20 protein-coding genes are annotated in these 26,742 nt (G+C 53.3%); 15 read left to right on the plus strand and 5 right to left on the minus strand.

Going from position 1 to position 26,742, the window contains the following annotated elements; genetic code table 11:
- Positions 1-10: 10 nt before the first annotated feature.
- The 9 genes from MWU62_RS12215 to murB all read left to right on the plus strand — a co-directional run bounded on the left by MWU62_RS12215 (position 11) and on the right by murB (position 8,964).
- A complete protein-coding gene (locus tag MWU62_RS12215; RefSeq protein ID WP_247115178.1) occupies positions 11-2,473 on the plus strand; it encodes a DNA internalization-related competence protein ComEC/Rec2 in 2,463 nt (820 codons plus the stop codon).
- A gap of 72 nt (positions 2,474-2,545) precedes the next feature.
- On the plus strand, positions 2,546-3,172 hold the full coding sequence (locus MWU62_RS12220) for a MotA/TolQ/ExbB proton channel family protein (protein ID WP_200361059.1): 627 nt from the start codon (positions 2,546-2,548) through the stop codon (positions 3,170-3,172).
- A gap of 5 nt (positions 3,173-3,177) precedes the next feature.
- The gene (locus MWU62_RS12225; RefSeq protein ID WP_200361057.1) at positions 3,178-3,603 is read left to right on the plus strand and encodes a biopolymer transporter ExbD; all 426 of its coding nucleotides are present in this window, start codon (positions 3,178-3,180) and stop codon (positions 3,601-3,603) included.
- Positions 3,600-5,378 (plus strand): lipid A export permease/ATP-binding protein MsbA, encoded by a 1,779-nt coding sequence (msbA, locus tag MWU62_RS12230; RefSeq protein ID WP_247115179.1) that lies wholly within the window; start codon positions 3,600-3,602, stop codon positions 5,376-5,378. The genes MWU62_RS12225 and msbA overlap by 4 nt, the downstream gene beginning before the upstream one ends.
- A complete protein-coding gene (gene lpxK, locus MWU62_RS12235; protein ID WP_247115180.1) occupies positions 5,375-6,412 on the plus strand; it encodes a tetraacyldisaccharide 4'-kinase in 1,038 nt (345 codons plus the stop codon). The genes msbA and lpxK overlap by 4 nt, the downstream gene beginning before the upstream one ends.
- Positions 6,413-6,431: 19 nt before the next feature.
- The gene (locus tag MWU62_RS12240) at positions 6,432-6,620 is read left to right on the plus strand and encodes a Trm112 family protein (protein ID WP_247115181.1); all 189 of its coding nucleotides are present in this window, start codon (positions 6,432-6,434) and stop codon (positions 6,618-6,620) included.
- Between the two features lie 27 nt (positions 6,621-6,647).
- Positions 6,648-7,463 (plus strand): 3-deoxy-manno-octulosonate cytidylyltransferase, encoded by an 816-nt coding sequence (gene kdsB, locus MWU62_RS12245; RefSeq protein ID WP_247115182.1) that lies wholly within the window; start codon positions 6,648-6,650, stop codon positions 7,461-7,463.
- Complete coding sequence (locus MWU62_RS12250) at positions 7,460-7,939, plus strand: low molecular weight protein-tyrosine-phosphatase (RefSeq protein ID WP_247115183.1); 480 nt, start codon at positions 7,460-7,462, stop codon at positions 7,937-7,939. Before kdsB ends, MWU62_RS12250 begins: the two co-directional genes overlap by 4 nt.
- Complete coding sequence (murB, locus tag MWU62_RS12255) at positions 7,936-8,964, plus strand: UDP-N-acetylmuramate dehydrogenase (protein ID WP_247115184.1); 1,029 nt, start codon at positions 7,936-7,938, stop codon at positions 8,962-8,964. The genes MWU62_RS12250 and murB overlap by 4 nt, the downstream gene beginning before the upstream one ends.
- A 74-nt stretch (positions 8,965-9,038) precedes the next feature.
- Here murB and MWU62_RS12260 read toward each other — a convergent pair whose 3' ends face one another.
- Both MWU62_RS12260 and MWU62_RS12265 read right to left on the minus strand, forming a co-directional pair.
- The gene (locus tag MWU62_RS12260; RefSeq protein WP_247115185.1) at positions 9,039-10,781 is read right to left on the minus strand and encodes a proline--tRNA ligase; all 1,743 of its coding nucleotides are present in this window, start codon (positions 10,779-10,781) and stop codon (positions 9,039-9,041) included.
- Positions 10,782-10,901: 120 nt separating this feature from the next.
- Positions 10,902-11,399, minus strand: a complete 498-nt coding sequence (locus MWU62_RS12265; protein ID WP_247115186.1) for an Lrp/AsnC family transcriptional regulator — start codon at positions 11,397-11,399, stop codon at positions 10,902-10,904.
- A gap of 146 nt (positions 11,400-11,545) precedes the next feature.
- Here MWU62_RS12265 and leuA point away from each other — a divergent pair, with 146 nt between their 5' ends.
- Entirely contained in the window at positions 11,546-13,252 is a 1,707-nt protein-coding gene (gene leuA / locus MWU62_RS12270; protein ID WP_247115187.1) for a 2-isopropylmalate synthase, read from the plus strand.
- 80 nt (positions 13,253-13,332) lie between these two features.
- Here leuA and MWU62_RS12275 read toward each other — a convergent pair whose 3' ends face one another.
- The 3 genes from MWU62_RS12275 to xseA form a co-directional block, all read right to left on the minus strand.
- The gene (locus tag MWU62_RS12275; protein ID WP_247115225.1) at positions 13,333-13,533 is read right to left on the minus strand and encodes a cold-shock protein; all 201 of its coding nucleotides are present in this window, start codon (positions 13,531-13,533) and stop codon (positions 13,333-13,335) included.
- Positions 13,534-13,744: 211 nt separating this feature from the next.
- Positions 13,745-15,619, minus strand: a complete 1,875-nt coding sequence (locus MWU62_RS12280) for an acetate--CoA ligase (RefSeq protein WP_247115188.1) — start codon at positions 15,617-15,619, stop codon at positions 13,745-13,747.
- A gap of 89 nt (positions 15,620-15,708) precedes the next feature.
- On the minus strand, positions 15,709-17,085 hold the full coding sequence (gene xseA / locus MWU62_RS12285) for an exodeoxyribonuclease VII large subunit (protein ID WP_247115189.1): 1,377 nt from the start codon (positions 17,083-17,085) through the stop codon (positions 15,709-15,711).
- Between the two features lie 237 nt (positions 17,086-17,322).
- On the opposite strand from xseA, the gene guaB reads away from it, so the two are divergent.
- The 5 genes from guaB to MWU62_RS12310 all read left to right on the plus strand — a co-directional run bounded on the left by guaB (position 17,323) and on the right by MWU62_RS12310 (position 26,731).
- Complete coding sequence (guaB, locus tag MWU62_RS12290; RefSeq protein ID WP_247115190.1) at positions 17,323-18,786, plus strand: IMP dehydrogenase; 1,464 nt, start codon at positions 17,323-17,325, stop codon at positions 18,784-18,786.
- A 61-nt stretch (positions 18,787-18,847) separates the two neighbouring features.
- On the plus strand, positions 18,848-20,425 hold the full coding sequence (gene guaA, locus MWU62_RS12295; RefSeq protein WP_247115191.1) for a glutamine-hydrolyzing GMP synthase: 1,578 nt from the start codon (positions 18,848-18,850) through the stop codon (positions 20,423-20,425).
- 43 nt (positions 20,426-20,468) lie between these two features.
- Complete coding sequence (locus MWU62_RS12300) at positions 20,469-22,049, plus strand: phospholipase D family protein (RefSeq protein WP_247115192.1); 1,581 nt, start codon at positions 20,469-20,471, stop codon at positions 22,047-22,049.
- Positions 22,050-22,265: 216 nt separating this feature from the next.
- Positions 22,266-23,633, plus strand: a complete 1,368-nt coding sequence (locus MWU62_RS12305) for a hypothetical protein (RefSeq protein ID WP_247115193.1) — start codon at positions 22,266-22,268, stop codon at positions 23,631-23,633.
- Positions 23,630-26,731 carry an efflux RND transporter permease subunit gene (locus tag MWU62_RS12310; RefSeq protein ID WP_247115194.1) on the plus strand — a complete coding sequence of 1,034 codons (3,102 nt, stop codon included), beginning with the start codon at positions 23,630-23,632 and terminating at the stop codon, positions 26,729-26,731. Before MWU62_RS12305 ends, MWU62_RS12310 begins: the two co-directional genes overlap by 4 nt.
- Positions 26,732-26,742: the final 11 nt, after the last annotated feature.

The raw sequence follows: 26,742 nt of genomic DNA on the forward strand, positions 1-26,742 counted from the left end.
TTCGAGTAGAATGAAACTCCGGCGTCAAGGATGTCGCCGACGGATAAACTCATCGGGAGGACATGGATTGTCCGGAAGATCTACAGTGCTGAGCGTTTTCGCTTTTTCCTGCGGCGTCATCTTACTTTATAGGTTGGCGGTGTTGCCAGCTCAAGTGTGGCTGTGTCTGGCTACAGTCGCGGCTATATTCCTACTTTTTCCAGTTAGACGAATGCTTCCCGAGGCATGTTGGCCGCTTATTATTGGTTTTACATTGGGGGCCTTTTGGGCCGCCTTATGGGCTCACGAACGCCTTGATCAGCGCCTTCCTGATGGGCTTGAGGGTGAAAAGGCCAATGTGTCCGGCTACGTATGTAGCCTTCCAGCAGCTGGTAGTTTCAATAGCATCCGGTTCAGCTTTTGCGTAACACGTTGGTACGGGGTTTCCCTGACCCAGCAGGCTAACAGTTCTCTACCCAAAACACTGCGTTTGGCTTGGTACGGCCTATCTGAAACACGGCTCCCAGATCACCGGTTGCGCCTTGAGGTGGTGCTAAAAAAGCCCCATGGTGCCTTGAACCCCGCAGGCTTTCGCTACGAAGATTGGCTGTTTCGTAAAGGCTACCGAGCTACCGGCAGTGTTCGAAGTGCCGCTTCGGACCCTTCTGTCAGCTGTGCACTCGAATGCCAGTACCATCGTTTTCACATGCAACTTGCAGATTGGGTAGATGAGCAGTTTGTTAAATCCAGCTACCACCCTCTTATTGCCTCACTGCTTATAGGGAACCGAGGGCATTTGTCTTCGGAGCACTGGGATGTTTTAAAAGCGACGGGCACGATCCATTTGGTTGCTATTTCCGGCCTTCACTTAGGCTTGGTGGCATTAGGTGCCGGGCTAATTGCTCGCCGATTTTTATTGGTTATATCGTCCTATCGGCTTAGTGAGCGCTTTGTTCGTTTAGCCGCCTTTGGTGTTGTGCTTTCGTGTTGTCTGCTCTATGCGCTGGCGGCAGGCTTCACAGTGCCAACCCGCAGGGCTTTGATTATGGTTGCGGTTGGCAGCTGGGTTCTGCTCAAAGCCCGGCATGAGCCTGCTTGGCATTCGCTAGTGATTGCGCTAGGGCTGGTGCTCTTACTTGATCCCTTTGCACCACTGGATCAGGGGTTTTGGCTGTCGTTCGGGGCTGTCTCTGTTCTCCTTTGTGTGTTTGCTGGTCGTCTGGGCGGCACAGGCTGGCTGACGGGCTTGTTGCTGGCTCAAGGGGCAGTATTTGCCGGGCTCTGGCCGCTGCTTGAGCTGGTCGGGCAGGGGCAGCCGGTTGCAGGCTTACTTGCAAATATTTTCGCTATTCCTTGGGTTTCTTTGGTGGTTATGCCGGTGCTTGTTGTTAGCGGAATTTTGGTCGCTTTGTTTCCGCCGGCGTTGGATTTGGCTATTGCCTTGATGGACGCTGTGCTCGGTATAATTTGGGGCTTCCTAGGTTGGGTTGCCCATATGAAATGGCCTGATCTGAACGGAAACACGATTGAAATCGGTGGCTTTGCAGTCTTGGTGCTGCTGATTGCAACAGTGCCTATTCGTGCGTTTCAGGCGGTGGGGCTTGTTGTTGTGCTGAGTTGGGCTGCAGCTGCGGGTCTGCCGAGCGATGCAGGCAACTCACGTGTTGCAGAGCCCGAAGTAAGGGTTTGGGATGTGGGGCAAGGTCTATCGGCCATGCTCAGGGCGGGCGATGAAGTTCTGCTCTATGACACAGGGCCGGAGGTAAAAGGTGTCTTTTCTGCGGCAGAATCTGTGCTCATACCGAACCTCAAGGCGTTGGGTGTCAATCGTATCGACACCTTGGTTATAAGCCATGCCGACAGTGATCATTCCGGCGGGCTTAATCGGGTTTTGGAGGCCTTTGAGGTTGGCCGCATTGTTACAGGTGAGCCTGCGGCCGTTCGGGAAAAACTGGAGCAGGGCGCAGCGGTGAGTGTCCACGGGTGTGCGGGCAAATCTCTATTTGGTAACGAATTTTCGCTTTTCTACTGGCAGGCAACCGGAGATTTCAAAGGCAACGACGCATCCTGCGTTCTTTCTGCCCGGCAGGGTCAGGCCGCAGAGTGGCTGTTCTCAGGTGATATCAGCTCCCGAATCGAGCCGCTGTATTTGGAAGCTGCAGAGGCTGACACTCCGGATTTTAAGCCTCGTGAGCGTATTATTCTCGCGCCCCACCATGGCAGTAAAACCTCATCTTCCGAAGTTTGGGTCAACGAGCTCAACCCGAGCTTAGTAATCTATACCGCTGGATATCGGCATAGGTACGGCCATCCTCATAAAGACGTAACGGCGCGCTACCGCAGCGTTGGTGCTCGGGCGCTTAACACAGCTTGCTCGGGCAGCCTGATCATGAAGGTGGCAGATGGCATCGTGGAAACCACCGAAGCACGCCACAAAGCACCCTTCTGGATTAGCGGCCGCGGTTTGGCAAGGGATAGGTGTAAAATACCGTGACATTGCGGGTGTGGCCTCGACCTGCAGCTATGCTAAAGTAGCGCGGCTTGTAAACAATCAGGGAGATCAAGCGTGTTCGAGCTGTTGAAAGCTGGTGGCATTTTGATGGTGCCAATTATTGCCTGTTCCATTCTGGCGCTTGCGATTATTCTGGAACGTTTCTGGACTCTTCGGGCGTCGCGCGTTGCACCGCCTCAGACGATTAATGAGCTTTGGCGCTGGATCAAGAAAAAAGAGCTGAATGGCCGCAAACTCAAAGCACTGCAAGGTTCTTCGCCCATGGGGCGTATCCTCGCGGGTGGTCTTATGAATGCCAAGCACGGCCGTGAGATCATGAAGGAGAGCATTGAGCACGAGGCCAGCCAGGTTATCCATGAACTGGAGCGCTTCCTGAACCCCTTGGGTACCGTAGCAACGATAACGCCGCTATTGGGCCTTCTGGGCACGGTTATTGGCATGATTAAAGTGTTTGCCGAGATTCAACTGGCAGGCGTAGGCAATGCAGGCAATCTGGCAGGTGGTATTTCCGAAGCACTGATTACCACGGCAGCCGGTTTGAGCATCGCGATTCCTGCTCTGATATGTCACCGCTATTTCATCCGGCGGGTAGACGAGCTGGTGGTTAGCATGGAGCAGGAAGCCATCAAGCTGGTTGAAGTGGTGCATGGTGACCGTGAAATTGACGTGGAAGGGGCTTGAGCGCCGTGAAGTTCACACGCCAGAGAAGCCAGGAAGTCGGAGTAGATCTGACGCCGCTGATCGATGTGGTGTTTTTGCTGCTGATTTTCTTTATGGTCTCGACTACCTTCACGCGGGAAAGCCACTTGCAGGTAGAGCTTCCAGAGGCCAGCGGTGAACCGTCCGCGCCTTCGGAAGTTAAACAGATAGATGTTGTTATCAACGCTGAAGGTCAGTACATCCTGAACGATAAGGCGCTGGTCAATAACCGTCGTGAGACCCTCGAGCGGGGTGTGGGCGAGCTGGCCGAAGGTGACAACAGCCTACCATTCGTTATTACCGCGGATGCACGCACACCCCACGAGTACGTGGTTAGAGCCATGGACGTTGCAGGTCGTTTGGGCTTTGCCCGGCTGAGTATTACTACCGAACGTGAGACCGAAAGCCAGTGAGTCAGCCAGTACCGCCAACAGGCCCCAAAAAGGTCCAACCAGGCGAAAGTTGGGAGACGTACAAACGCCTGCTGGCGTATGTGAAGCCTTTCTGGTTGGCCTTTTCGCTTGCGGTTGTCGGTAATATTATTTACGCGGCAGCTTCTACGGGCATGGCCGCCGCTATGGAATACGTCATAGCGGCTATTGAGAATCCCACCGAGCAAAATCGGATTCTGCTGACTGCGCTAATCATCGGTATGTTCATGTTTCGTGGGGTCGGAACATTTCTAAGTCAGTACTTCATCAGCTATGTCGGTCGACAGGTCATAAATTCACTTCGCACCGATGTGTTCAATCGGCTAATGACGCTCCCGTCCCGTTACTTTGACGACAATGCCGCGGGAAGGTTGGTTTCCAAGCTTACCTTCAACGTAGAGCAGGTCGCTGAAGCCACCACAAATGCAGTAACCATAACCCTTAGGGAAGGCCTCACAATCGTGGGTCTGCTCAGTTTTATGCTGTACACCAACTGGAAACTGACCCTGATTTTTCTCGCTGTCGGGCCTTTGATTGGAGCCGTTGTTGGGTACGCAAGCAAGCGGTTTCGCAAGATAAGCCAGCGTATTCAGGGCTCGATGGGTGATATAACCCACGTGGCTTCCGAATCTATTACCGGCTATCGGGTGGTGCGTACGTTTGGTGGTGAAGGGTATGAAAAAGAGCGTTTTCAAAAGGTTAATGACAGAAACTTAAAGCAAAGTCTTAAAATGGCTTCTACCCAAGCGATCAGCGTACCGGTGATTCAGACGCTGGTAGCCGTTGCTATTGCCGCCTTGGTCTGGACCATGTTAGCCCCAGAGATACGGGGTGAAATGACAACCGGCCAGTTGGTTGCGTTTATTACCGCAGCTACCACCATGGCCAAGCCCATCCGTCAGGTTACCTCGGTTCACGCTCAGATCCAGAAGGGCGTGGCAGCCGCTTACGATGTATTCGAAACCATCGATGAAGCCCCCGAACAAGATCTCGGCACCTTTGCGCCCGAGCGCGTTGAAGGCAACATTGAATTTGATGAAGTGTCGTTTCGTTACCGCGACCAACTCGACAATGTGTTAGAGGGCATATCCGTTGATATCCCAGCAGGTCAGAGCGTTGCATTGGTAGGGCGCTCGGGAAGCGGAAAATCAACCATGGTGAGCTTGTTGCCCAGATTCTACGAATATACTGGTGGCGATATTCGTATTGACGGACACTCCCTCAAAGACTTTTCTCTGAAAGCGTTGAGAGCCCAAATTGCTCTGGTTACCCAGAACGTTGTGCTGTTTAACGACTCGATAGCAGCCAATATTGCTTACGGCGCACTGAGAGATTGCAGCCGGGAAGAAATACGTGAAGCAGCGGCGAAAGCCCATGCACTGGAATTTATCGACCGCATGCCCGAGGGGCTAGACACCATGATCGGTGACAACGGCGTTATGCTCTCAGGTGGTCAGCGGCAAAGACTGGCCATTGCCAGAGCGCTGTTGAAAGATGCTCCCATACTAATTTTGGATGAGGCCACCTCCGCCTTGGATACCGAATCTGAGCGGCACATTCAGCAAGCTCTGGAAACCGTTATTCAAGGCCGCACTACCTTGGTTATTGCCCACAGGCTTTCGACCATTGAAAATGCCGACAGGATTTTGGTTATGGACAACGGTCGCATAGTGGAGTCCGGCGCGCATAACGAGTTGCTTGCCAGCAATGGCGCTTATGCCCAACTACATCAAATGCAGTTCAGCGAGTACTCATGACCTCCTTGGTGGATCGCCTGTGGTATGGCAAGGGTCGGCCCTTGCTTTTGTTGACGCCGCTTTCATGGCTGTACCGCACCATCGCTGAAGCGCGACGACGCAAGGCAGTGGAAGTCCAAACCAAGAAGTTGGGTGTTCCGGTCGTGGTGGTGGGCAACATTACCGCAGGAGGTACCGGAAAATCCCCGCTAACCGCTTGGCTTGTCAGCGCCATGAAGGCGGAAGGCTGGCGACCTGTGGTACTGAGTCGCGGCTATGGTGGCAAGGCTTCGGATTATCCCCTGCTGGTAACCGAAGATACATTGCCGTCCCTTGCCGGTGATGAGCCAGTTATGTTGGCGCAGGCAGGGCGCGTACCAGTGATTGTTGACCCGGATAGGCGCAGGGCAGCCTCATTTGCGCTTGATAATGCCTTAGGCGATGTTTTAATCAGCGACGATGGGCTTCAGCACTACAGACTGCCTCGGGATATTGAGCTTTCTGTATTTGATGGCAGTCGCGGTATCGGCAATGGTGCCTTAATTCCAGTGGGGCCTCTGCGAGAGCCGATCAGTAGGCTGGATTCCGTCGATTTCGTGATAGTGAACGGTGCCATGGCAACGGATGATGAAGGCAAGGTGCCACCGGAAGCCCTATCGGGCATCCGGCACCGGCAAATGTACGCCATGAGCCTCAAGCCAACACGTTTGGTTAACCTCAAAACCGGTGAGGTTCGAGCCCCCGAGAGCCTCCAAGGTCAGAAAATTCGCGCGATAGCCGGTATAGGTAATCCGACACGCTTTTTCGATACACTCAAAGGATTGGGCGCGAAATTAATTGCTGTGCCATTTCCTGATCATCACCGGTTTCGCCCTGAGGATCTCGGTTCCGAATCCGGTCACATGCTCGTCATGACCGCCAAAGACGGCGTTAAATGCAGCGGTTTTGCACCGGATAATGCCTGGGTGCTCTATGTTGAAGCGTCCTTGCCAGAGGCATTTTCAGAAGCTGTTCTAGAAAAACTGCGGGCTAGCTTCGAAGAGCCTGCTTCTTAACCGTTAGTGAGATTGCATTATGGACAAAAAACTCGTGGCTTTGCTTGCTTGCCCTGTTTGTAAGGGTGAATTGAAATTGAATGAAGCGAAAACGGAACTGACTTGCTATCAGGACGCCATGGCCTTTCCCATTCGTGAAGGTATTCCGGTTATGCTCGCGACTGAAGCCCGTACACTTTCCACCGACGAACGTCTTCACAAAAGCTGAGTAAGCTCTCTGCAGGATCGAAGCCCCATGTCTTTTACGGTTGTGATACCGGCCCGTTACGCGTCCACCCGCTTGCCCGGAAAACCATTGCTGGATATTTGTGGCAAGCCGATGATTCAGCACGTTTGCGAGCGCGCCTCTGAAAGCCAAGCCAGTCGTGTTGTTGTTGCTACGGATGACTCTCGTATTCACGATGCCTGTGAAGCCTTTGGTGCCGAAGTGGTCATGACATCGCCCAATCATGTGAGTGGGACAGACCGTCTTGAAGAAGTGGTGCGTAAGTTGGGGCTTGATGCCGATCATCGCGTGGTGAATGTGCAGGGGGATGAACCGCTGATTCCGCCCGAGTTGATAGATCAGGTAGCTGACAATCTCGAACGCTATCCCGATGCTGCGATTTCAACGCTGTGCGAGCGCCTCCACGAAATGGAACAGATCTTTAATCCCAACGTGGTAAAGGTCGTTTTCGACTCACAGGGCATGGCACATTATTTTAGCCGTGCACCCATACCTTGGGCCCGCGATTACTGGAGCAGTATCGGTAAAGACAACCTTGCGGCTCCGAATGCCAGCGCTGCATTAAAAGACGGTACCGGATATTTTCGCCACATCGGCATCTATGGATATCGTGCCAGCGTACTCAGTCGATTTGTCAGCTGGCCCCCGGCGCCGACAGAGCTGGCGGAGTCGTTGGAGCAGTTGCGGGCGCTGTACAATGGCGCACGAATTCACGTTGAGGTCGCTTCCGGAACGCCTCCGGCTGGAGTTGATACCGACGAGGACCTGCAGCGGGTTAGAGGGTGGATGGCCAAATACATTGAAAGGGGAGTAAATCGGGTATGAGTAAGCGCGCCAGTGTGCTTTTTGTGTGTCTTGGCAACATTTGCCGTTCACCAACCGCAGAAGGTGTGTTCCGCAAGCTGGTGGAGCAGGCTGGATGGCAGGAGCAAATCCATATTGATTCCTGTGGAACCAGTAACTGGCACATCGGAAAAGGCCCAGATTCCCGGTCAGTTGAAGCTGCCGGCAAGCGAGATATTAATATAAGTACGCTAAAGGCAAGGCAGTTTACCGAGAAAGATCTGGACACCTTTGATTACGTGGTGGTTATGGATCGACAGAATCTTGCCGACGTAAAAGATATTTGGCACCAAAATGGCGGCACTAGGCCCACACTTTTTCTTGAATACGGCAGCACTGAGCTCGCAGAAGTTCCCGATCCCTATTACGGCGGTGAAGATGGTTTCGAGCATGTGCTCGATCTGATTGAAGACGCCAGTGTTGGCCTGCTTAAGAAAGTTCAGGAGAGTATGGCGTGAGCCAGCAGGCGGAACCTCACGAGAATGTTCAGCTTAAAAAGCTCAATACTCTTTGCGTGTCCGCAACGGCAAAACACTACACGGATGTTGCTAGCCTGAATGAGCTACGCCTTGCGCTGGCATGGGCGCAGGATAAAGGGCAAAAAACACTGGTGCTTGGTAGTGGCAGCAATCTGGTTTTTGCTGGAGATTTTCACGGCCTAGTGATTCGCATGCAAATCGCTGCGCGTTATTGGGAGCAGGTTGACGACACAGGCGCCACACTGGTTTTGGGTGCCGGTGAAAACTGGCACGACGCTGTACTCTACGCCGCTGGGGCGGGGTACCGGGGTATTGAAAACCTTGCACTTATCCCCGGCACAGCAGGTGCAGCACCGGTTCAAAATATAGGTGCTTACGGCGTTGAACTTTGCGATACCTTGATTTCTGTTACAGCCTTGGATCGCGACTCCAATCAGCTAGTGTGCATTGATAACTCGGAGTGCGGTTTTGCCTACCGAGATAGCCTGTTTAAGCGCTCACCCGGCCGCTATATCATCACTGAAATTCGCCTTAGGCTGTCGCGCTCAAAGCCCTTGCAGCTGGGCTACAAAGATATTGAGGACTATTTGGGCGGAGCGATTGCTCAGGATTTGAATGCGCTGACAGTGGCCGAAGCTGTGATGGCAATTCGCAGACGAAAGTTGCCAGACCCCGAGATAATTCCAAACGTAGGCAGCTTTTTCAAAAACCCGGTTGTACCCGTTGAACAGTTTAATCACCTTCAGGCGAGGTACCCAGACGTTGTGGGCTACCCTCAAAGCAACACAGTAAAGCTGGCAGCCGCTTGGTTGATTGACCAGAGTGGATGGAAAGGGTACCGAAATGCCCGGGTAGGGGTTCACAACCGGCAGGCTCTTGTACTGATTAACCACTCAGGTGGAACAGGACGTGATGTGCTGGAACTTGCGGCGGAAATCCGCAAGTCGGTACAGGAGCGTTTCGGTGTTACTTTGGAAATGGAGCCGGGGGTTGTAGGGGGCTGAATGGCGCCAATGAGGTTTCGAGAATTAACCCGGTGATTCAAGGCCTTGCTACAGGCCTTGAATCAGAGTTTTCTTTACAAGCCTTTGCGAGGCGATGCGTTGATTAAAAACGGCAGGGCTTCCTCAATGGCAATGTCCTGCTTATCTTCGTCCCTGCGACCCTTGTACTCCAAAGTGCTCGCGGCAAGCCCGCGATCCGAAATAACAAAGCGGTGGGGGATTCCGATCAGTTCCATATCGGCAAACTTTACACCGGGACGCTCTTTACGGTCGTCCAGCAGCACATCATAGCCAGCTTGTTTTAACTGCTCATAGAGCTTCTCACCGGCTTCAGCCACTATGGGCGTTTTGTGGGCGTTCAGCGTAACTATAGCTACTTGGAAGGGGGCGATGGCGTCCGGCCAAATTATGCCTTTGTCATCGTGGTTCTGCTCAATCGAGGCTGCAACGATGCGAGAAACGCCAATTCCATAACAGCCCATGTCCATGATGACGGTTTTACCGTTCTCATCAAGTACTGTGGCATTCATGGCGGTGCTGTACTTGTTGCCCAGCTTAAAGATATGGCCAACTTCAATGCCCCTGCGTATCTCCAGTGTTCCCTTACCATCAGGGCTGGGGTCACCCTCAACGACATTACGAATATCTTCAATGCGCCCAAGAGGCAGATCCCGTTCCCAGTTCACTCCGGACAGGTGATAGCCTTCCTTGTTAGCGCCGCAGACAAAATCAGCAAGATGGGCTGCGCTGCGATCTACAATAACCGGCATGTTCAGATTAACCGGGCCAATGGAACCGGCTTTGCAACCTACGGCGGCCTCGATTTCTTCATCGGTTGCCATGGTCAGGGGGTCTGCCACGCCTTCCAGATTTTCCGCTTTGATTTCGTTTAGAGAGTGGTCACCGCGCAGGACCAAAGCGACTAGACCGGCATTGCTATCGTCACCTTCTTCTTTCGCTTCTGCCTTAACCAGCAGTGTTTTAACCGTGCGAGTGGCGTCAATATTCAGGAATTCGGAGATTGCTTCAATCGTGCGTTGATCTGGCGTTGCAATTTCTTTCAGTTCTTCAGCCGGTAGGGCGCGTTCGCCACTTGGAGCAACGGCTTCGGCCTTTTCAATATTGGCGGCGTAATCGCTTTGCGTGCTGAATACAATGTCGTCTTCCCCGGAGGAAGCGAGTACGTGGAATTCGTGGGATGCATTGCCACCTATGGCACCTGAATCGGCCTGAACCGGGCGGTAGTCCAGCCCCAAACGGTCAAAGATGGCGCAGTAAGTGCGATGCATAACCTGATAGGTTTCATCCAGTGATTCGGCATTCACATGGAAGGAGTAAGCATCTTTCATGATGAATTCCCGAGCACGCATTACCCCAAAACGGGGGCGACGCTCATCGCGGAATTTGGTTTGGATTTGGTAGAAGTTAGCTGGAAGCTCCTTGTAGCTGTTCAGCTCATTACGGATAAGATCGGTAATGACTTCTTCGTGAGTAGGGCCGAAGCAAAAATCGCGGCCGTGACGGTCGTTCATCCGCAGTAGTTCGCCGCCGTACTCTACCCAGCGGCCAGACTCCTGCCACAGCTCTGCTGGCTGAACTGCAGGCATGAGAACTTCCTGAGCGCCGCTTTTGTCCATTTCTTCACGAACAATCCGCTCAACCTTGCGCAGGGTTCTCAGGCCCATGGGAAGCCAAGTGTAAAGGCCTGCTGCCAATTTGCGGATCATGCCTGCACGCAGCATCAGCTGGTGGCTGATAATCTCCGCGTCAGAAGGCGTCTCTTTCTGGGTTGCAATCAGATAACGGCTTGCTCGCATTGTGGTTTCCGTTCAGTGATGTTTCGTAGAAGGGTAAGTCGTAAAGTGGCGGTTATTGTACGGAGCCTGTCGCGCAAGGTACAGATAGTGAGCACTGTTATCCGCCAAGCAAGCGCAGCATCAGGATAAATACCCTAAAGGCAAGGCAGTGCTATCAATAACACGCTTGAGCACGAAGCTTGAGTGAACCCCGCTAACTCCCTGAATTCGGGTGATGCGATTGAGGAGAAAGTGATGGTAGTGATCCATATCCGGCACCACTACCTTCAACATGTAATCCGCATCATGGCCGGTCACCAAATAGCATTCCAGAATCTCCGGGTACTCGCTTACCTGTTCTTCAAACGCAGCAAAGCGTTCAGGGGTGTGCCTGTCCATCCCGATTAGAATGATAACCGTAAGCGAGAGGCCGAGTTTTTTGTGATTAAGCACGGTGACAGTGCGTACAAGAATTCCCGCATCTTCAAGCGCACGAACCCGTCTCAGGCAGGGGGAGGGGGACAGCCCCACCTTTTCTGCGAGTTGTTGGTTGGTCAGGGAGGCGTCTTTTTGTATTTGGGCCAGAATGCGGCGGTCGATTTTGTCAATTTGTACGAGAGTTTCTTTGTTTTGGAGCATAAAATTGCCAGAAAAAGGATTTTATAGGTATGTATGGCCAATAAATTACGCTTTCGAGTGTGATTTCGCAATCACCTATCGCACAGGACGCGTTAAACTATTCATTCTTGTTAGAAATCCTAAAATTACGACGGAGCACGACAAACATGGCTTTTGATCATCGCAAATACGTTGCCTTCCGGCCGATCGCTAAAACGGATCGCCGTTGGCCCGACAAGGTTATCGAAAAGGCACCTACGTGGTGCGCGGTTGACCTTCGCGATGGTAATCAGGCTCTCGTAAAGCCTATGAATGTGGCTCAGAAACAGCGCATGTTTGACCTGTTGGTAAAGCTTGGGTTTAAAGAAATCGAAATTGGTTTTCCGGCCGCGAGCCAGCCCGATTTTGATTTTTGCCGCAAACTGATTGAAGAAAACCGTATTCCGGATGATGTGAAAATCCAAGTGCTCACCCAGGCTCGCCCTGAGTTGATTGAGCGTACCTACGAAGCCCTTAAAGGTGCCAAGCAAGCGATTGTGCACGTATACAACTCTACCTCAACGGTACAGCGTGAGCAGGTGTTCGGTCTGGATCGTGCGGGCATTCGCAACATTGCAGTGAATGGCGCACAAGTGGTGAAAGATCTGGCTGCCCAGCACCCGGAAACCGATTGGACGTTCCAGTATTCCCCCGAGAGCTTCACGGGCACCGAACTGGATTTTGCGGTTGAGGTTATTGATGCGGTATCCGAGGTATGGCGCCCGGATCAAGGTCAGCCGGTGATCATTAATTTGCCTGCCACTGTAGAGATGTCTACACCAAACGTATTCGCAGACCAGATTGAATGGGTGTGCGACAACATCCGCCACCGAGAGCACATCAGCGTTAGCGTTCACACCCACAACGATCGGGGTTGTGGTGTGGCTGCGGCAGAGTTGGCAGTTATGGCGGGTGCAGATCGTGTGGAAGGTACTTTGATGGGTAATGGTGAGCGCACCGGCAATATGGATTTGGTGACCATGGCCATGAATCTTTACTCGCAGGGTATTGATCCTACGTTGGATTTGTCTGGCATGGCGGAAATAACGGAGGTGGTTGAAGCCTGTACCGAAATCTCCACCCATCCGCGCCATCCTTACGCTGGCGAGTTGGTGTTCACTGCATTCTCCGGCAGCCATCAAGACGCGATACGCAAGTGCCTTGCACTCAGGAAAGAGGGGGATGTATGGAATGTCGCCTACCTGCCAATCGATCCGTTCGATTTGGGGCGCCGATACGAAGAGGTTGTTCGTATCAACAGCCAGTCGGGCAAGGGCGGCGTAGCCTATGTTCTTGAGCGGGACTACAACATTAGCCTGCCACGTTGGCTGCAGATCGAGTTCAGTAAGGTCGTTCAAGGTGCTGCAGAAACCAATGGTGGCGAAATTGATTCCATGGCCATTCATAGCCTGTTTGAACAGCGTTACCTAAAAGTTCACGATAATTGGGCGTTGCGGGGCTATGACCTGCATAGAGACGAGCAGGGCGTGCATGCTGAAGTAACCTTTGGTAACGAATCCGCGCCAGCGCGCCTTGAGGGTCGAGGTCTTGGAGCAGTTGAGGCGGTATCTGCAGCACTGGAAAAAAGCTTCGGCTTTAAAATTGCGGTAGAAGCTTACGATGAGTTCGCGTTGGGCGAAGGCACCCGTGCCAATGCGCTTGCTTGCATACGACTGACCGCAGGGGGTAAACACTGCAGTGCGGCTGCGCTGGCTGAAGATACAACGTCCGCAACGTTACAGGCGCTGTTTTCAGCGGTTGCGCAAGCGGTTGGTGGTGCTGAAGCAAAGATTGGTGATAAGGCTAGTGATAGGGAAAGAGCAATAAGTGCCTGAATAGAAACCAACAAGCCAGCTTGAACGCTGGCTTGTTGCTTTTCTCGTGCCCGTGAGGGGCAGAGGGCGAATAAATAACCTCAGACAGGGGTTACGTTTTCCGCCTGCGGGCCCTTAGGGCCTTGTGTTACTGTAAACTGCACCTGCTGACCTTCGGTCAGTGTGCGGAAGCCGCTTGAAGTAATAGCGCTGTAGTGGACGAAGACATCACTGCCGCCTTCCTGAGCAATGAAGCCAAACCCTTTGGATTCGTTAAACCACTTAACGCTACCTGTTTTTATATCAGACATTGAACTTTCCTGTATTTCTGAGATTTGCCCTCACGGGGCACTGTAGATTTTCCACAGCAATTTTAGTATAGACCGACTTTGGGGGTCGTCAACGTTTTGCTGAGCTTTTAAGTCTTTTAAAAACAGGTGGTTATATTTATTTTGATAAAAAACACCCACTCGGCTTTGCAGAGTGGGTGTTTGGTCGTCGGTTCAACCATGCTCAGCGCCGAAACTGCTCACTGATCTCTTCAAGAATTGCCGGGTCGTCAATCGTGCTTGGCACGACATACTCTTCGCCATCGGCAATCTGCCGTATCACCCGTCGCAGTATTTTTCCGGAGCGTGTCTTGGGCAGGCGGTCTACTACCAAGGCTCTACGGAAGCAGGCAATTGCGCCGATCTTGTCCCGCACCATCTCAACCAGCTCTTCCTCTAGCTCGTCATGATCAATGGTAGCGCCATCTTTAATAAGCACGAGGCCGAGTGGAACTTGGCCTTTCATATCGTCGTGGGCACCAACAACACAGCACTCAGCAATGGCCGGATGAGATGCAACCACCTCTTCCATTTCGCCTGTAGAAAGTCGGTGGCCAGCAACGTTGATCACATCATCCGTGCGACCCATAACAAAGACATAGCCGTCGTCATCAATGTATCCACCGTCTCCCGAGCTGTAGAAGCCCGGTATGGGATTAAGGTAGCTGTCCTGAAATCTCTGGTCGTCTCCCCATACGGTTACCAGGCACCCCGGGGGGAGTGGCAGTTTGACTGCAATCTGGCCTTGCTCCCCCGCAGGCACTTGGCTGCCACGGGGGTCGACAACCTGCACGTTATAGCCGGGGGATGGCACAGTGGCTGAACCAGGCTTGGTAGCCATCGTCTCAATCCCGACTGGGTTGCAGCAAATGGCCCAACCAGTTTCGGTTTGCCACCAGTGATCCAAAATGGGTAGCTGGGTGTGCTCTCTGAGCCATTCATATGTTGGCGGGTCCAAGCGCTCGCCCGCAAGGAATATCTGCCTCAGGGAGCTAATGTCGTAGCGTGAAAGGTGATCGGCCTCAGGGTCTTCCTTGCGAACTGCGCGGAATGCTGTAGGGGCGGTAAACAGTAGGTTTACACTGTGTTCCTGAACCACTCGCCAGAAAGCACCGGCATCCGGCGTTCTCACTGGTTTACCTTCATAAAGGATGGTTGTGCAACCAGCAAATAGGGGCGCATACACAATATAGCTGTGCCCAACCACCCAGCCTACATCGGAGGCGGCCCAGAATACGTCACCCGGGTTTGCGTCATAAACTAACTTCATACTGTACTTAAGCGCGACAGCATGCCCCCCGTTGTCCCTAACTACACCTTTAGGCTTACCGGTAGTGCCAGAGGTATAAAGAACGTAAAGCGGATCTGTGGCTTTCACAGGAACCGGGCTGGCTAGCTCGGCGCTGGCCATTAGGTCGCTCCAGTCGTAATCGCGGCCATCCTGCATGTGGGCTTTTACCTGCGGCCGCTGGTAGACCACACAAAAATCAGGCTTGTGAGACGCTTGTTCAATGGCTTTGTCTACGAGAGGCTTGTATTCGATGACCTTCGCCACCTCTATCCCGCAGGATGCGGTAATCACCGCCTTGGGTTGCGCATCGTCGATACGTACTGCTAGTTCGTGAGCGGCAAAACCACCGAAGACAACCGAATGAACCGCTCCAATGCGGGCACAGCCCAGCATCGCAATCACGGCTTCAGGAATCATGGGCATATAGATAATAACCACATCGCCCTTATTAATCCCTTTTGCTTTCAAGGCTCCAGCAAAGCGTGCGACTTCGTTGGTTAGCTCCGTATAGGTATAGCTGCACTTGGTGCCTGTAACCGGTGAGTCGTATATGAGGGCTTTCTGGTCGCCCCGGCCTGCCCGTACGTTGGCATCCAGAGCTACATCAGAGGTATTGAGTGTTGCGTCAGGGAACCACTTGCCGTGGCCGTTATCAGTGGCTTGCCAGATGGCCTCGGGCGTCTGAATCCAGTCAATGCTGCCTGCCTTCTCACGCCAAAACTCTTCCGGTTTATCAATGGATCTCCGGAACTCTGAGTTGTAGTCCATACAATCTGCCTCGTAATGCCTGCTGTTATTTTGTTGTCAGATATTTCAACTTTAGGCGCTTTGAGGCAGTGAACCAGTAGACCATAGGATTAGTCAGCGGAGTTTTTGGGCCAAGTGCTGTTCAGGTTAACGGATTTTATTTCGGCTGTAAGGCTGCCATTTGCCAAGTGTGCGGAAATTTGGCCGCCGGTGGTTACGTCAGTTGCATTGCGGACGATATTGTCTTGTTGGTCGCGAACAATAGCGTATCCACGCCCCAGTGTGGCCAGAGGGCTCACAAGGTTAAGGGTGCTGGCTGTATGGCCCAGCTTGTCATTAAACCTCGCTAGAGTCTGTTGTATTGCTTTCTCCAGTTGAAGAGCAGATCGATCCAGTGCTTCCCGGCTGTTTGTGAGCTGTTTTCCGGGAGACTGCATGGTCAGCCGTTGCGCCAGGTGGGTGCTGCGCACCTGCGAACGATCCAAACTTTGTGCAATGGCTTTGCCCAGCCGGACCTCCAATTCGTCAAGTCGCTGGGCTTTATCCAGCAACTCTCGTCTCGGGTCGCGCAAGCGTGCACGGAGGTGCTCCAGTTTTGTGTTCAGGCGTTGAAGCACTCTTTTGGCGGCGTTAGCCAAGCGGTGCTCTCGGTCATACACCTGTCTTAGCATCTCGTTTTGATCCGGCGACACCTTTTCAGCCGCTGCAGAGGGTGTGGGTGCCCGGAGATCTGACACAAAGTCGGCAATGGTAACGTCAGTCTCATGCCCGACGGCGCTAACTGTGGGGATGGTGCAGGCTCCAATGGCCCGTGCTACGGTTTCCTCGTTAAAGCACCAGAGGTCTTCTAGTGAGCCGCCACCGCGACCGATAATCAGCACATCCGCCACGCCATGGGCCTGCGCCGCCTCGATAGCGTGTACTATTTCCGCCGTAGCCGGTTTACCCTGAACCGTTGTGGGGTAAAGTGTGATCGGTATAGCGGGGCAACGCCGTGCCAAAACCGTGAGGATATCGTGAATTGCGGCGCCGGTAGGGGAGGTGACAACACCAATGTGTTTGGGCATCGCAGGAATCGGCTTTTTTCGGCCTGTTTCGAACATACCCTCTGCTTGCAACTTACGCTTTAATTCCTCGAAAGCTTGCTGCAGAGCGCCGAGGCCCGCGGGCTCCATGTGCTCGACAATAATCTGAAAGTCGCCACGATTTTCGTAAAGAGTCACTTTGCCTCGAATGCGAACCTGATCCCCCTCCTTAGGTAGTGGGCGAATACGTTGGTTCTGGCCTCGGAACATGGCACAGCGAACCTGACATTTTTGGTCCTTTAGGGAAAAATACCAATGCCCGGACGAGGGCCGGGAAAAACCTGATAACTCACCCTCAACCCACACTTGCATGAAGCTGGATTCCAGCAGATGCCTGGCCTGATGATTCAGCTCGCTGACGGACAACGCTCTGAGCCGGGTATCCTGAAATAGGTTATTCACCAAAATCTCCTAACCGGCTTATACGCAATAGCCGAAAAATATGAGTGTAAATTGCTGGAATTTCAAACGCATGCGGTAAATGATAGGAAACTGTGCAGTTTACTGACTTGCGACACCTCTTTATAATAGGCCGATTACGCATTTTACTTTGCGGCGGTAGCCTTTCTTCTTTCACCTTCAGGTAGAAAGGCTCCGTTCGAAAGGTTCAAATTTAGCACGTTCAAAAGGCCGATCCCAATGCTGCGAATTGCCGAAGAAGCTCTCACATTTGATGATGTTCTGTTAGTGCCCGGTTATTCCGAGGTTTTGCCACACCAAGTGGATCTGCGCACCAAACTGACTCGAACGATTACGCTGAATATACCGCTTGTCTCTGCCGCTATGGACACAGTAACCGATGCAGAGCTGGCGATTGCCATGGCTCAGGAAGGCGGCATTGGCATCATGCACAAAAACATGAACCCGGAACAGCAGGCTGCTGAAGTACGCCGGGTTAAGAAGTTTGAAAGTGGCGTGGTGAAAGATCCGATTACCGTTAGCCCGAAAAACACCGTGCGCGAGCTGGTGGAAATCACCATGGCCAACAATATTTCCGGCTTGCCAGTGGTTGATGGAACCGAGCTGGTTGGCATAGTGACAGGCCGCGACATCCGGTTTGAAAGCAGCATGGATACGCCGGTGCACCAGATTATGACACCGAAAGACAAGCTGGTAACCGTTCAAGAAGGTGCTAGCTTGGATGAGGTGAAAGAACTTCTGCACCGCCACCGCATAGAAAAAGTGCTGGTGGTAAACGCCGACTTCCAATTGCGTGGCTTGATTACCGCTAAAGATATTCAAAAGTCGAAAGACTACCCTTTGGCGTGCAAAGACAGTCAGGGTCGCTTAAGAGTGGGTGCTGCAGTTGGTACCGGTGGCGACACCGAAGCACGTATTATTGCCTTAGCAGATGCCGGTGTGGATGTGATTGTTGTGGATACAGCCCACGGTCATTCACGCGGTGTGATTGAGCGTGTGCGCTGGATCAAAAAGCACTATCCAGACCTTCAGGTGATTGGTGGCAATATTGCTACCGGCGAAGCGGCCAAAGCGCTGGCTGATGCGGGTGTAGATGCCGTAAAGGTTGGCATAGGCCCAGGCTCTATCTGCACCACCCGCATTGTTGCTGGGGTGGGTGTACCACAGATTTCTGCGGTATCCAGCGTAGCGGAAGCATTGAAAGATACTGATGTACCATTGATTGCCGACGGTGGTGTGCGTTTCTCCGGCGATATTTCCAAAGCCATTGTTGCTGGCGCCCACTGCGTCATGATCGGCAGTTTGTTGGCGGGTACAGACGAAGCACCCGGCGAAATCGAGTTGTATCAAGGCCGCAGCTATAAAGCCTATCGCGGTATGGGTTCACTCGGTGCCATGGGGCAGGGGTCAAGCGACCGCTACTTTCAGGACGCCAGTAAAGGTATTGAAAAGCTGGTTCCGGAAGGCATTGAGGGTCGTGTTGCCTGCAAAGGCCCAATGCGCAACATCATCCATCAGTTGATTGGCGGCTTGCGTGCATCCATGGGCTATACCGGAAGTGCGAACATGCCTGAAATGCGCACCAAGCCGCAGTTTGTGCGCATTACCGGTGCTGGCATGCGCGAAAGCCATGTACATGATGTAACCATCACCAAAGAAGCGCCGAACTACCGCGTTAGCTGAGAACAGACAGCCTGAGTGCGGCTCATATCAGAGCCGCGCAGCTTATTTTTTCGAGGATTCTATGGCCCACAACATTCACGACCACCGTATCCTGATTCTGGATTTTGGTTCTCAGTACACTCAGCTAATTGCACGCCGTGTGCGCGAAATAGGCGTTTACTGCGAAGTCCGCGCGTTTGATATCACCGATGAAGAGCTAAAAGAGTTCAACCCCAAAGGCATACTACTGGCTGGCGGTCCTGAATCGGTCACAGAGCTGGACTGCCCGCGTGCGCCGGAAGGGCTGTTTGAGAGCGGTATTCCAATTTTGGGTATCTGTTACGGCATGCAAACCATGGCCGAACAACTGGGTGGCCGGGTTGCCAGCTCGGAGAAGCGCGAGTTTGGATACGCTCAGGTGAAAGTGCGTGCCAAAGGTCCGCTTTTGCAAGATATTACCGACCACCTGACAGCGATCGGTGAGTCCTTGCTTGATGTGTGGATGAGCCACGGTGACAAGGTGGTAGCCATGCCTGAGGGTTTTGAGCTGTTGGCGTCAACCGAAAGTGCGCCAATCGCAGCGATGCAAGACCTGTCGCGCAATCTTTATGGTCTGCAGTTCCACCCGGAAGTGACCCACACTCTGCAAGGCAAACGGATTCTTGAGCACTTCGTAATGTCCATCTGCGGCTGCGAAGCCTTATGGACACCGGCCAAAATTGTTGACGATGCAGTCAACAAAATCCGTGAGCAGGTCGGTACCGACAAAGTGCTGCTAGGCCTTTCCGGAGGCGTGGATTCGTCAGTCACCGCTGCGCTGCTGCACAAGGCCATTGGCGATCAGCTTACCTGTGTGTTTGTAGACAATGGCCTGCTTCGCCTGAACGAAGGCGACCAGGTGATGGACATGTTCGGTAGCAGCATGGGCGTGAAGGTGATCCGTGCTGACGCTGAAGAGCGTTTCCTTACTAACCTCAAGGGCGTAAGCGATCCGGAACAGAAGCGCAAGGTCATTGGTAACACCTTCATTGACGTCTTCGACGAAGAAGCCACGCGCATTAAAGATGTGAACTGGCTAGCCCAAGGCACTATCTATCCCGACGTGATCGAATCTGCAGCCTCGAAAACCGGCAAGGCCCATGTGATCAAATCTCACCACAACGTGGGTGGTTTGCCGGAAACCATGAAGCTGAAGCTGGTAGAGCCGCTGCGTGAACTGTTTAAAGATGAAGTTCGCCGCATTGGTTTGGAGTTGGGCCTGCCTTACGACATGGTCTACCGCCACCCTTTCCCCGGGCCGGGCTTAGGTGTCCGCATTTTGGGTGAAGTTAAAAAAGAGTATGCGGACATACTACGTCGCGCCGATGCTATCTTCTTGGAAGAGCTGCACCGCGCTGACTTCTACCATAAAACCAGTCAAGCCTTTGCCGTATTTCTGCCGGTGAAGTCTGTGGGTGTTGTGGGAGATGCGCGTCGCTATGAATGGGTAATTGCATTGCGTGCTGTTGAAACCGTAGATTTCATGACAGCACGCTGGGCGCACCTGCCGTACGACTTGCTGGAAACCGTATCCAATCGCATCATCAATGAAATCAGCGGTGTATCACGGGTTACTTATGACGTCTCCTCCAAGCCGCCTGCGACGATTGAGTGGGAGTAAGTTAGGTCTCGCAAAGACAGGCGCATAAACTGGGATAAAGCCATTGCCTGACAGAATAGCGACAGTTTCAAGGCGCGCACTGTGTGCCAAAACTCTATGTATTCTGTTCGTCATCTTGTTCATGCAGGGTTGCGCCCAGCTGCCGCCTCACAATGCACCGCCGCTGTCCTACGCGTTTGATCGTCCTGATGAAACGCGTTTGGGCCGTCAGGTTCAGCCCCATCTGCCGGATCAATCAGGTTATTCCGGGTTTTATATTCAGGATGCCGGCCGTCAGGCATTTCTTCAGCGTGCCGCGCTGATTGAGGCAGCCGAGCAAAGTATTGACGCTCAATACTATATCTGGAACAGCGATGTGTCGGGATCTTATCTGGCGCGACGTCTGCTAGTGGCTGCCGACCGTGGTGTGCGGGTGCGGTTGTTGTTGGATGATGTCAATCTAGATGGGCGCGATACCTTGCTTGCCGCCTTGGATCAACACCCCAATATTGAAATTTCCATTTACAACCCCTTCGCGATCCGCTCGGGTATCGGTAAATGGCTGAATTTCATCTCGGACTTCCAGCGCCTCAATCAGCGCATGCACAACAAAACATTCGTGGTCGATGGTGCGCTAGGCATTATGGGTGGCCGAAATATCGGGGATGAGTACTTCGATCTCCACCCACAAGTGAACTTTCGCGATCGCGATGTTCTGATTGCCGGTCCAGTTGTGGCTGACCTGACTGCCAATTTCGACGCTTTTTGGAACAGCAGGTCAAGCTACCTAATGAGTCAGCTGGAGCCAGATGCTGCGCAAGAGCTGGGACTGAGTACAGAGTTAGAGCAGATCCGTGCGGCAGCCTCCGATGGCACTGGGCTTACCCGGGTGCCGCCACAAGATTCTGCGTCGGCGCTTGAGTATATATCGCAAATCCTACCTGCGCTCGTCTGGGCCGAAGGGGAGTTGGTGTTTGACTCCCCCACGGTATATGGCCAAGACGTTACGGATAGCCCCCAGCGCAGCGCTCAAGCTTTGTACCAACTGGTTGAGGAGGCAGGCAAGGAAATCTTGGTGGAATCTGCGTATCTCATTCTCGGAGATGACCAGCTCGATATACTGAGGCAAGTGAAGGCGCGAGGCGTTCGTGTCTTGGCTCTGACCAATTCGTTAGCCTCCAATGATCTCACCACCAATCATGCTGGCTACGCACGTCGACGCGGTGCAATGCTCGCCAACGGACTGGAGTTGTATGAGCTGCGGCCCGATGCAGAAGCCTGCTTGAGTTGGATTGCCATGCCAGACTTTTGCCGTAGCGGTTCGGTGGGTTTACACGCTAAATCTGCGGTATTCGATCGCAAAGCCTTGTACATCGGCTCGTTCAACATCAATCTTCGCTCGATCTATTTAAACTCCGAAACCGTGTTGGTGATACATAGTGCCCAACTGGCTGAGCGGCTTGCGCAGGATATCGAAGCCGCGATGACGCCTGAAAACAGTTGGATGGTGACACGAGAGGCTGGTGGGCAGCTGTTCTGGTCGGCCGGTGAGGAACAATTCTGGACCCACGAACCGGCCACAGGATTCTGGCGGCGCTTCAAGTCCGGCCTGTTCAGCTTGTTGCCGATGGAGAAGTATCTTTAGCTTCTGACGTTTTCCCGTGGGTTGAGCAAAGCCTCCCATAATTCAGTATTACCCGCTCAGCACTTGTTGGCTGGACACCCCCTTCGTTATTTAAGTGCGTTAATTCCGAGCGCCGTGTGTTGCCCGAAGCAGGGTGATTCCATTGCGTTACTTGCGGAAAAGATAGTAACTAATTACTATCTTGAGGGTGAAGAACTTTATTGAAGAGAGAATCCAATGGCTAGGGCTCGGTTCCGCAATACAAAGATGTTGGCTTTTGTCGGTCTGGTGGGTGGAGTTCTGCTGATTGCCCTTCTGGTTTTTTTAAAGGAGACGCCGGCACGCAGTGAATCGACTGCGTCTCCTATGTCTCTTACGGTCATTGAAGCCCAGCCCATACCATTTGTACTAACGGCACGTGGATTTGGGATTACCCGTCCGGCACAGGCCTGGCAGGCTGTGGCCAATGTTGCCGGTCGTGTTGTTTATCGCCATCCCGAGCTTAACAGCGGTACATTGTTGCCCGCGGGTACACTGTTGTTGGCGTTGGATCCCGGGCGCTACCAGTTGGCGATTGCAGAAATCGAAGCTGAGCTGGCCTCTTTGATGGCCGAACAGCGCCAGCTTGCGGCCGAAACACAAAATACTCGTCATTTGCTACAACTTGAAACTGAGCGGCTGCAGTTATCTGAAGGCGAGCTCAAGCGAGTTGAACGGCTACTTGAAACCGGCGCTGTATCTCGGTCACGACTGGATGAGCAGCTCCGTGCCACTCTGGCGCAACGCCAACTTGTACAGTCTCTGGATAACCAGCTCTCGTTGTTGCCCTCGAAAAAACAGCATCTCGAAGCCCAGACTCAGCGCGCTCGTACGCGACTGAATCAGAGACAGCAAGACCTTGAGGATACGCGCTTTGTTGCCCCCTATGACTTGCGTGTACGCTCCGTTGAAGTTGAGGAGCATCAGTATGCCGTCCTAAGCCAACCATTATTCCTTGCGGACAGTATTGAGCAGGCTGAGGTTGAAGCTCAGGTACCATTGAGCATGCTGCGCAGGCTTATGAGCGCTGTGTCGATACCGTTTGATGCACGTCGAACGGCATTGGATATTACCGAACGCATTGATTTTTCTGCTATCAGCAGCGAGGTGGAGTTGACTGGCTTTCCGGGCGAGCGCTGGCCGGCAAGTGTAAGCAGGGTAGCCAGTGGCTTGGATCCCGGTACACGCAGTGGGCGCGTGGTGGTGACGGTAGACCAACCGTATAGCCTCGCCAGAGTGCCCGAGCGGCCCGCGCTTCAGCGTGATGTGCATGTGCAGGTTGTGTTCCGTGCAAACAGCCCCCGATCCTTGCTGGCGATACCGTCTTCAGCAGTTCATCAGGGCGAAATTTACATGCTGGGCGAGGACAACCTGTTGCAACGGCGCCCGGTAACCATAGCTTTCCAACAAAGTGGTCTAGCTGTCATTGAAACGGGCCTTGCTGCTGGCGAATTGTTGATTACCGATGATCCAGTACCCGCTATTGCAGGAATGAAAGTAGCGCCTCATCGCAATAAAGCTCTCGAGCAACACTTGAAGCAATTGGCTCTCGGTGCAGAGCAATGATCCGCTGGTTTGCAGGACATCCAACAGCTGCTAATTTGCTGCTGATACTCATGCTGGCGGCGGGGTTATATGCGGCGCCAAGTCTCAAGCGTGAAACCTTTCCCGATTACCGGCCTGTTGAAGTTAGCATCGATGTTGTCTATCGCGGCGCGAGTGCTGTGGATGTAGAGGATGCCATCTGTCGGCGCTTGTACGATGCCGTCAAGGGGGTTGATTATCTCGACGAAGTAAAGTGTGTAGCACAGGATAATCTGGCCCGCGCCGTAGCCTCCATGGATGCGAGTGGTGAATCGGTGCGCTTTCTGAGCGATATCGATACCGAGGTTAACGCGCTCACCGATCTGCCAGCGCGAGCTGAAAGGCCCGTAGTGCGAGAACTGCATCGCAGTGACCTTGTAGCCGCCGTTGCTGTTCATGGCGACATGGCATCAAACCGGCTTGAAGATTACGCGCTGCAGCTGGAAGAGCGCATCATGGCGTTGCCCGGAGTGGCGCAGGTCAACCTACAGGGGCTTTCCCAACGACAGTGGCAGGTGGAGGTGCCGCGGGCGGTATTGGCGCAGTATGGGTTGTCGGCCAGTGATTTGGGGGTGCGGCTCAGGCAGCAAAGTATCGATGTGCCTCTCGGCACTTTGGAAACCGCGGATCGCGATATTTTGCTACGTTTTACCGATCAACGGCGTAGCTTGCAGGAACTTGCAGATCTGGTGGTGGTTTCAGGCAGCGCTGGTGGTGAGCTTACTCTGGGTCAGATCGCTACCCTTCGGGAAGCTGGCGAAAGGCCGGAAGCGCAGATTCTTTTCAACAACCAACGCGCGATAGTTCTGGAGGTCAGTAAAACACTTCGTGATGACTCTTTGAATGTGCTAGAGGAACTTACGAGGTTAATAGATTTCGAACGCCAGCGTATCGACGGGCCTTTGCAGCTAACCCTTACCCAGAACATGACCAGCATTGTTCGGGATCGCCTAGAAATGTTGGTGAGTAATGGCATAGCAGGGCTTGTGCTGCTGATTGTGGTATTGGGCCTGTTCTTCCGACCGCGCCTCGCACTGTGGGCCGTTTTGGGGCTCCCCGTAGCCTTCGCAGGGGCATTTTTTATGATGAGTCTGGTCGGCTTATCGCTGAATATGATTACCTTGGTGGCGCTCTTGATGGCGATTGGTATCGTAATGGACGATGCCGTAGTTATCGCCGATAACATTGCTGTACAGGCCCGAGCGGGCGCGTCGCCTCTGGACGCGGTAGTTGAAGGCACCCGGCAGGTGTTGCCCGGGGTGGTGTCGTCCTTCCTCACAACCGTTTGGGTATTTGCGCCTCTGGCGTTTTTAGTGGGCGAGTTGGGTTCGGTGCTCAAAGTGCTGCCGGTTGTATTGATTGCTGCTCTGTTCGCGAGCCTTATCGAAGCCCTCTGGATTCTGCCGCATCATTTGAGGGGCAGTATTTTATCCATACAGGCGCCAACTCAATCCCGTTTTCGTACAGCCTTTGATCGGCATTTTGGAATGTTTCAGGAACGTGTCGGCAGGCTCGCAGATACAGCAGTGAGCTGGCGCTATGCCGTGTTGGGTGGTGTGTTGTTTATTTTGCTGGGTACGGCTGGCTTTATGAGGGGTGGCCATGTCAGCACAGAAGCCATGCCGGATCTCGACGGCGACACACTGGAAGCACGGCTTTTACTGCCTCAGGGTACGCCACTAGAGCGCACAGAATTGGCCGCCGTACAGGTTGCAGATGCCATGTGGCATCTCAATGACGCTCTGACGCCGGAGCAACCCGCTGCGTCTGCGTTGGTCAATGCCATCCAAGTCCGCTTCAATCACAACCCCAGTGCGCAAGAGACTGGCGCGCATGTTGCGACGGTGATGGTCGATTTGCTCAGTGCCGAGGTCCGAACCATGACGTTGGATGAGCTGACGATTGCCTGGCGCAAGCAGATAGGTGTGATTCCGGGGCTCTCTAGCCTGATTATTCAGGAGCCGGGGTTCGGCCCGGCTGGCATACCCATTGAAGTGCGGCTACAAGGGGCAAATCTCGAAGATCTTAAGTTGGCCGCAAGAGACGTAGGTGATTACCTGAGCGGTTACGATGCGGTTTACAACATCATTGATGACCTTCGTCCCGGTAAGCCACAACGAACCTTCACGCTAAAAGACGGGGCCTCTGCGGCAGGGTTAACCGCCGAAATGGTCGCATCCCAATTGCGTGCGGCTTTTTTGGGGGAGGTTGCAGGTACCCAGCGTATTGGTAGGCGCGATGTGGATATTCTGGTGCGTCAGGCTGAGGGTGACAGATCCAGCCTGAATGATCTGGCCAACCAAACCATTCTGCTGCCCGGTGGGCGTCAGGTGCCGTTAGAAGTTGTAGCCGATATTCATGAACAACGGGACTGGGCCATGATTACCCGTATCGGCGGCCGTCGCACTGTAACGGTTCAAGCCAATGTGGATGCGAGCAAGGCAAGCGCTCAGGCTGTTGTTGACGACATGCGTGGTCAGTGGCTAGCGGGCTTTGAGCAACGCCATCCAAATGTCGAGGTCAGCTTTGAAGGACAGGTGGCACGCTCTGCAGAAACCGGCGGCTCCATTGCTCGTGGCTTATTGATTGGGTTGTTGGGTGTATTTGTGATTCTTTCATTTCAGTTTCGCAGCTATGCCGAGCCACTTATCGTTATGCTGGCCATTCCTTTGGCCTTTGTCGGTGCGCTTTGGGGGCACGTGTTGCTGGGGTGGTACATCTCCATGCCGTCGATGATTGGTGCTGCGTCATTGGCAGGCATAGTGGTAAACGATTCCATACTGTTGGTGCAGTTTATCAAAGAAAACCGCCGCAAGGGTTTGAGCGCAATCGTCGCGGCAGGGCAGGCCAGTCGCGACCGGCTTCGAGCCATTTTGATTACGTCCACCACCACGATTGCCGGTTTGCTTCCCTTGCTGGCGGAAACCAGCGTACAGTCTGCCGCCATCAAGCCATTGGTGATTTCTGTGGTATTTGGTCTGCTGGCAACCACTGTGCTGGTGTTGGTCATGATTCCGGCGGTCTATGTGCTATTTGACGACTGGGGCTGGACCCGAATAGAGCCTGCTGAGGCAGAGTAGCTTTTAACTAC

The organism is Marinobacter sp. S6332, from assembly GCF_023016045.1.
Lineage (GTDB): Bacteria > Pseudomonadota > Gammaproteobacteria > Pseudomonadales > Oleiphilaceae > Marinobacter.

Coding starts and splice junctions, on each gene's coding strand:
- MWU62_RS12215 (WP_247115178.1), top strand. CDS start 11: ATGAAACTCCGGCGTCAAGGATGTCGCCGACGGATAAACTCATCGGGA.
- lpxK (WP_247115180.1), top strand. CDS start 5,375: ATGACCTCCTTGGTGGATCGCCTGTGGTATGGCAAGGGTCGGCCCTTG.
- MWU62_RS12240 (WP_247115181.1), top strand. CDS start 6,432: ATGGACAAAAAACTCGTGGCTTTGCTTGCTTGCCCTGTTTGTAAGGGT.
- kdsB (WP_247115182.1), top strand. CDS start 6,648: ATGTCTTTTACGGTTGTGATACCGGCCCGTTACGCGTCCACCCGCTTG.
- MWU62_RS12250 (WP_247115183.1), top strand. CDS start 7,460: ATGAGTAAGCGCGCCAGTGTGCTTTTTGTGTGTCTTGGCAACATTTGC.
- MWU62_RS12260 (WP_247115185.1), bottom strand. CDS start 10,781: ATGCGAGCAAGCCGTTATCTGATTGCAACCCAGAAAGAGACGCCTTCT.
- MWU62_RS12265 (WP_247115186.1), bottom strand. CDS start 11,399: ATGCTCCAAAACAAAGAAACTCTCGTACAAATTGACAAAATCGACCGC.
- leuA (WP_247115187.1), top strand. CDS start 11,546: ATGGCTTTTGATCATCGCAAATACGTTGCCTTCCGGCCGATCGCTAAA.
- MWU62_RS12280 (WP_247115188.1), bottom strand. CDS start 15,619: ATGGACTACAACTCAGAGTTCCGGAGATCCATTGATAAACCGGAAGAG.
- guaB (WP_247115190.1), top strand. CDS start 17,323: ATGCTGCGAATTGCCGAAGAAGCTCTCACATTTGATGATGTTCTGTTA.
- guaA (WP_247115191.1), top strand. CDS start 18,848: ATGGCCCACAACATTCACGACCACCGTATCCTGATTCTGGATTTTGGT.
- MWU62_RS12305 (WP_247115193.1), top strand. CDS start 22,266: ATGGCTAGGGCTCGGTTCCGCAATACAAAGATGTTGGCTTTTGTCGGT.
- MWU62_RS12310 (WP_247115194.1), top strand. CDS start 23,630: ATGATCCGCTGGTTTGCAGGACATCCAACAGCTGCTAATTTGCTGCTG.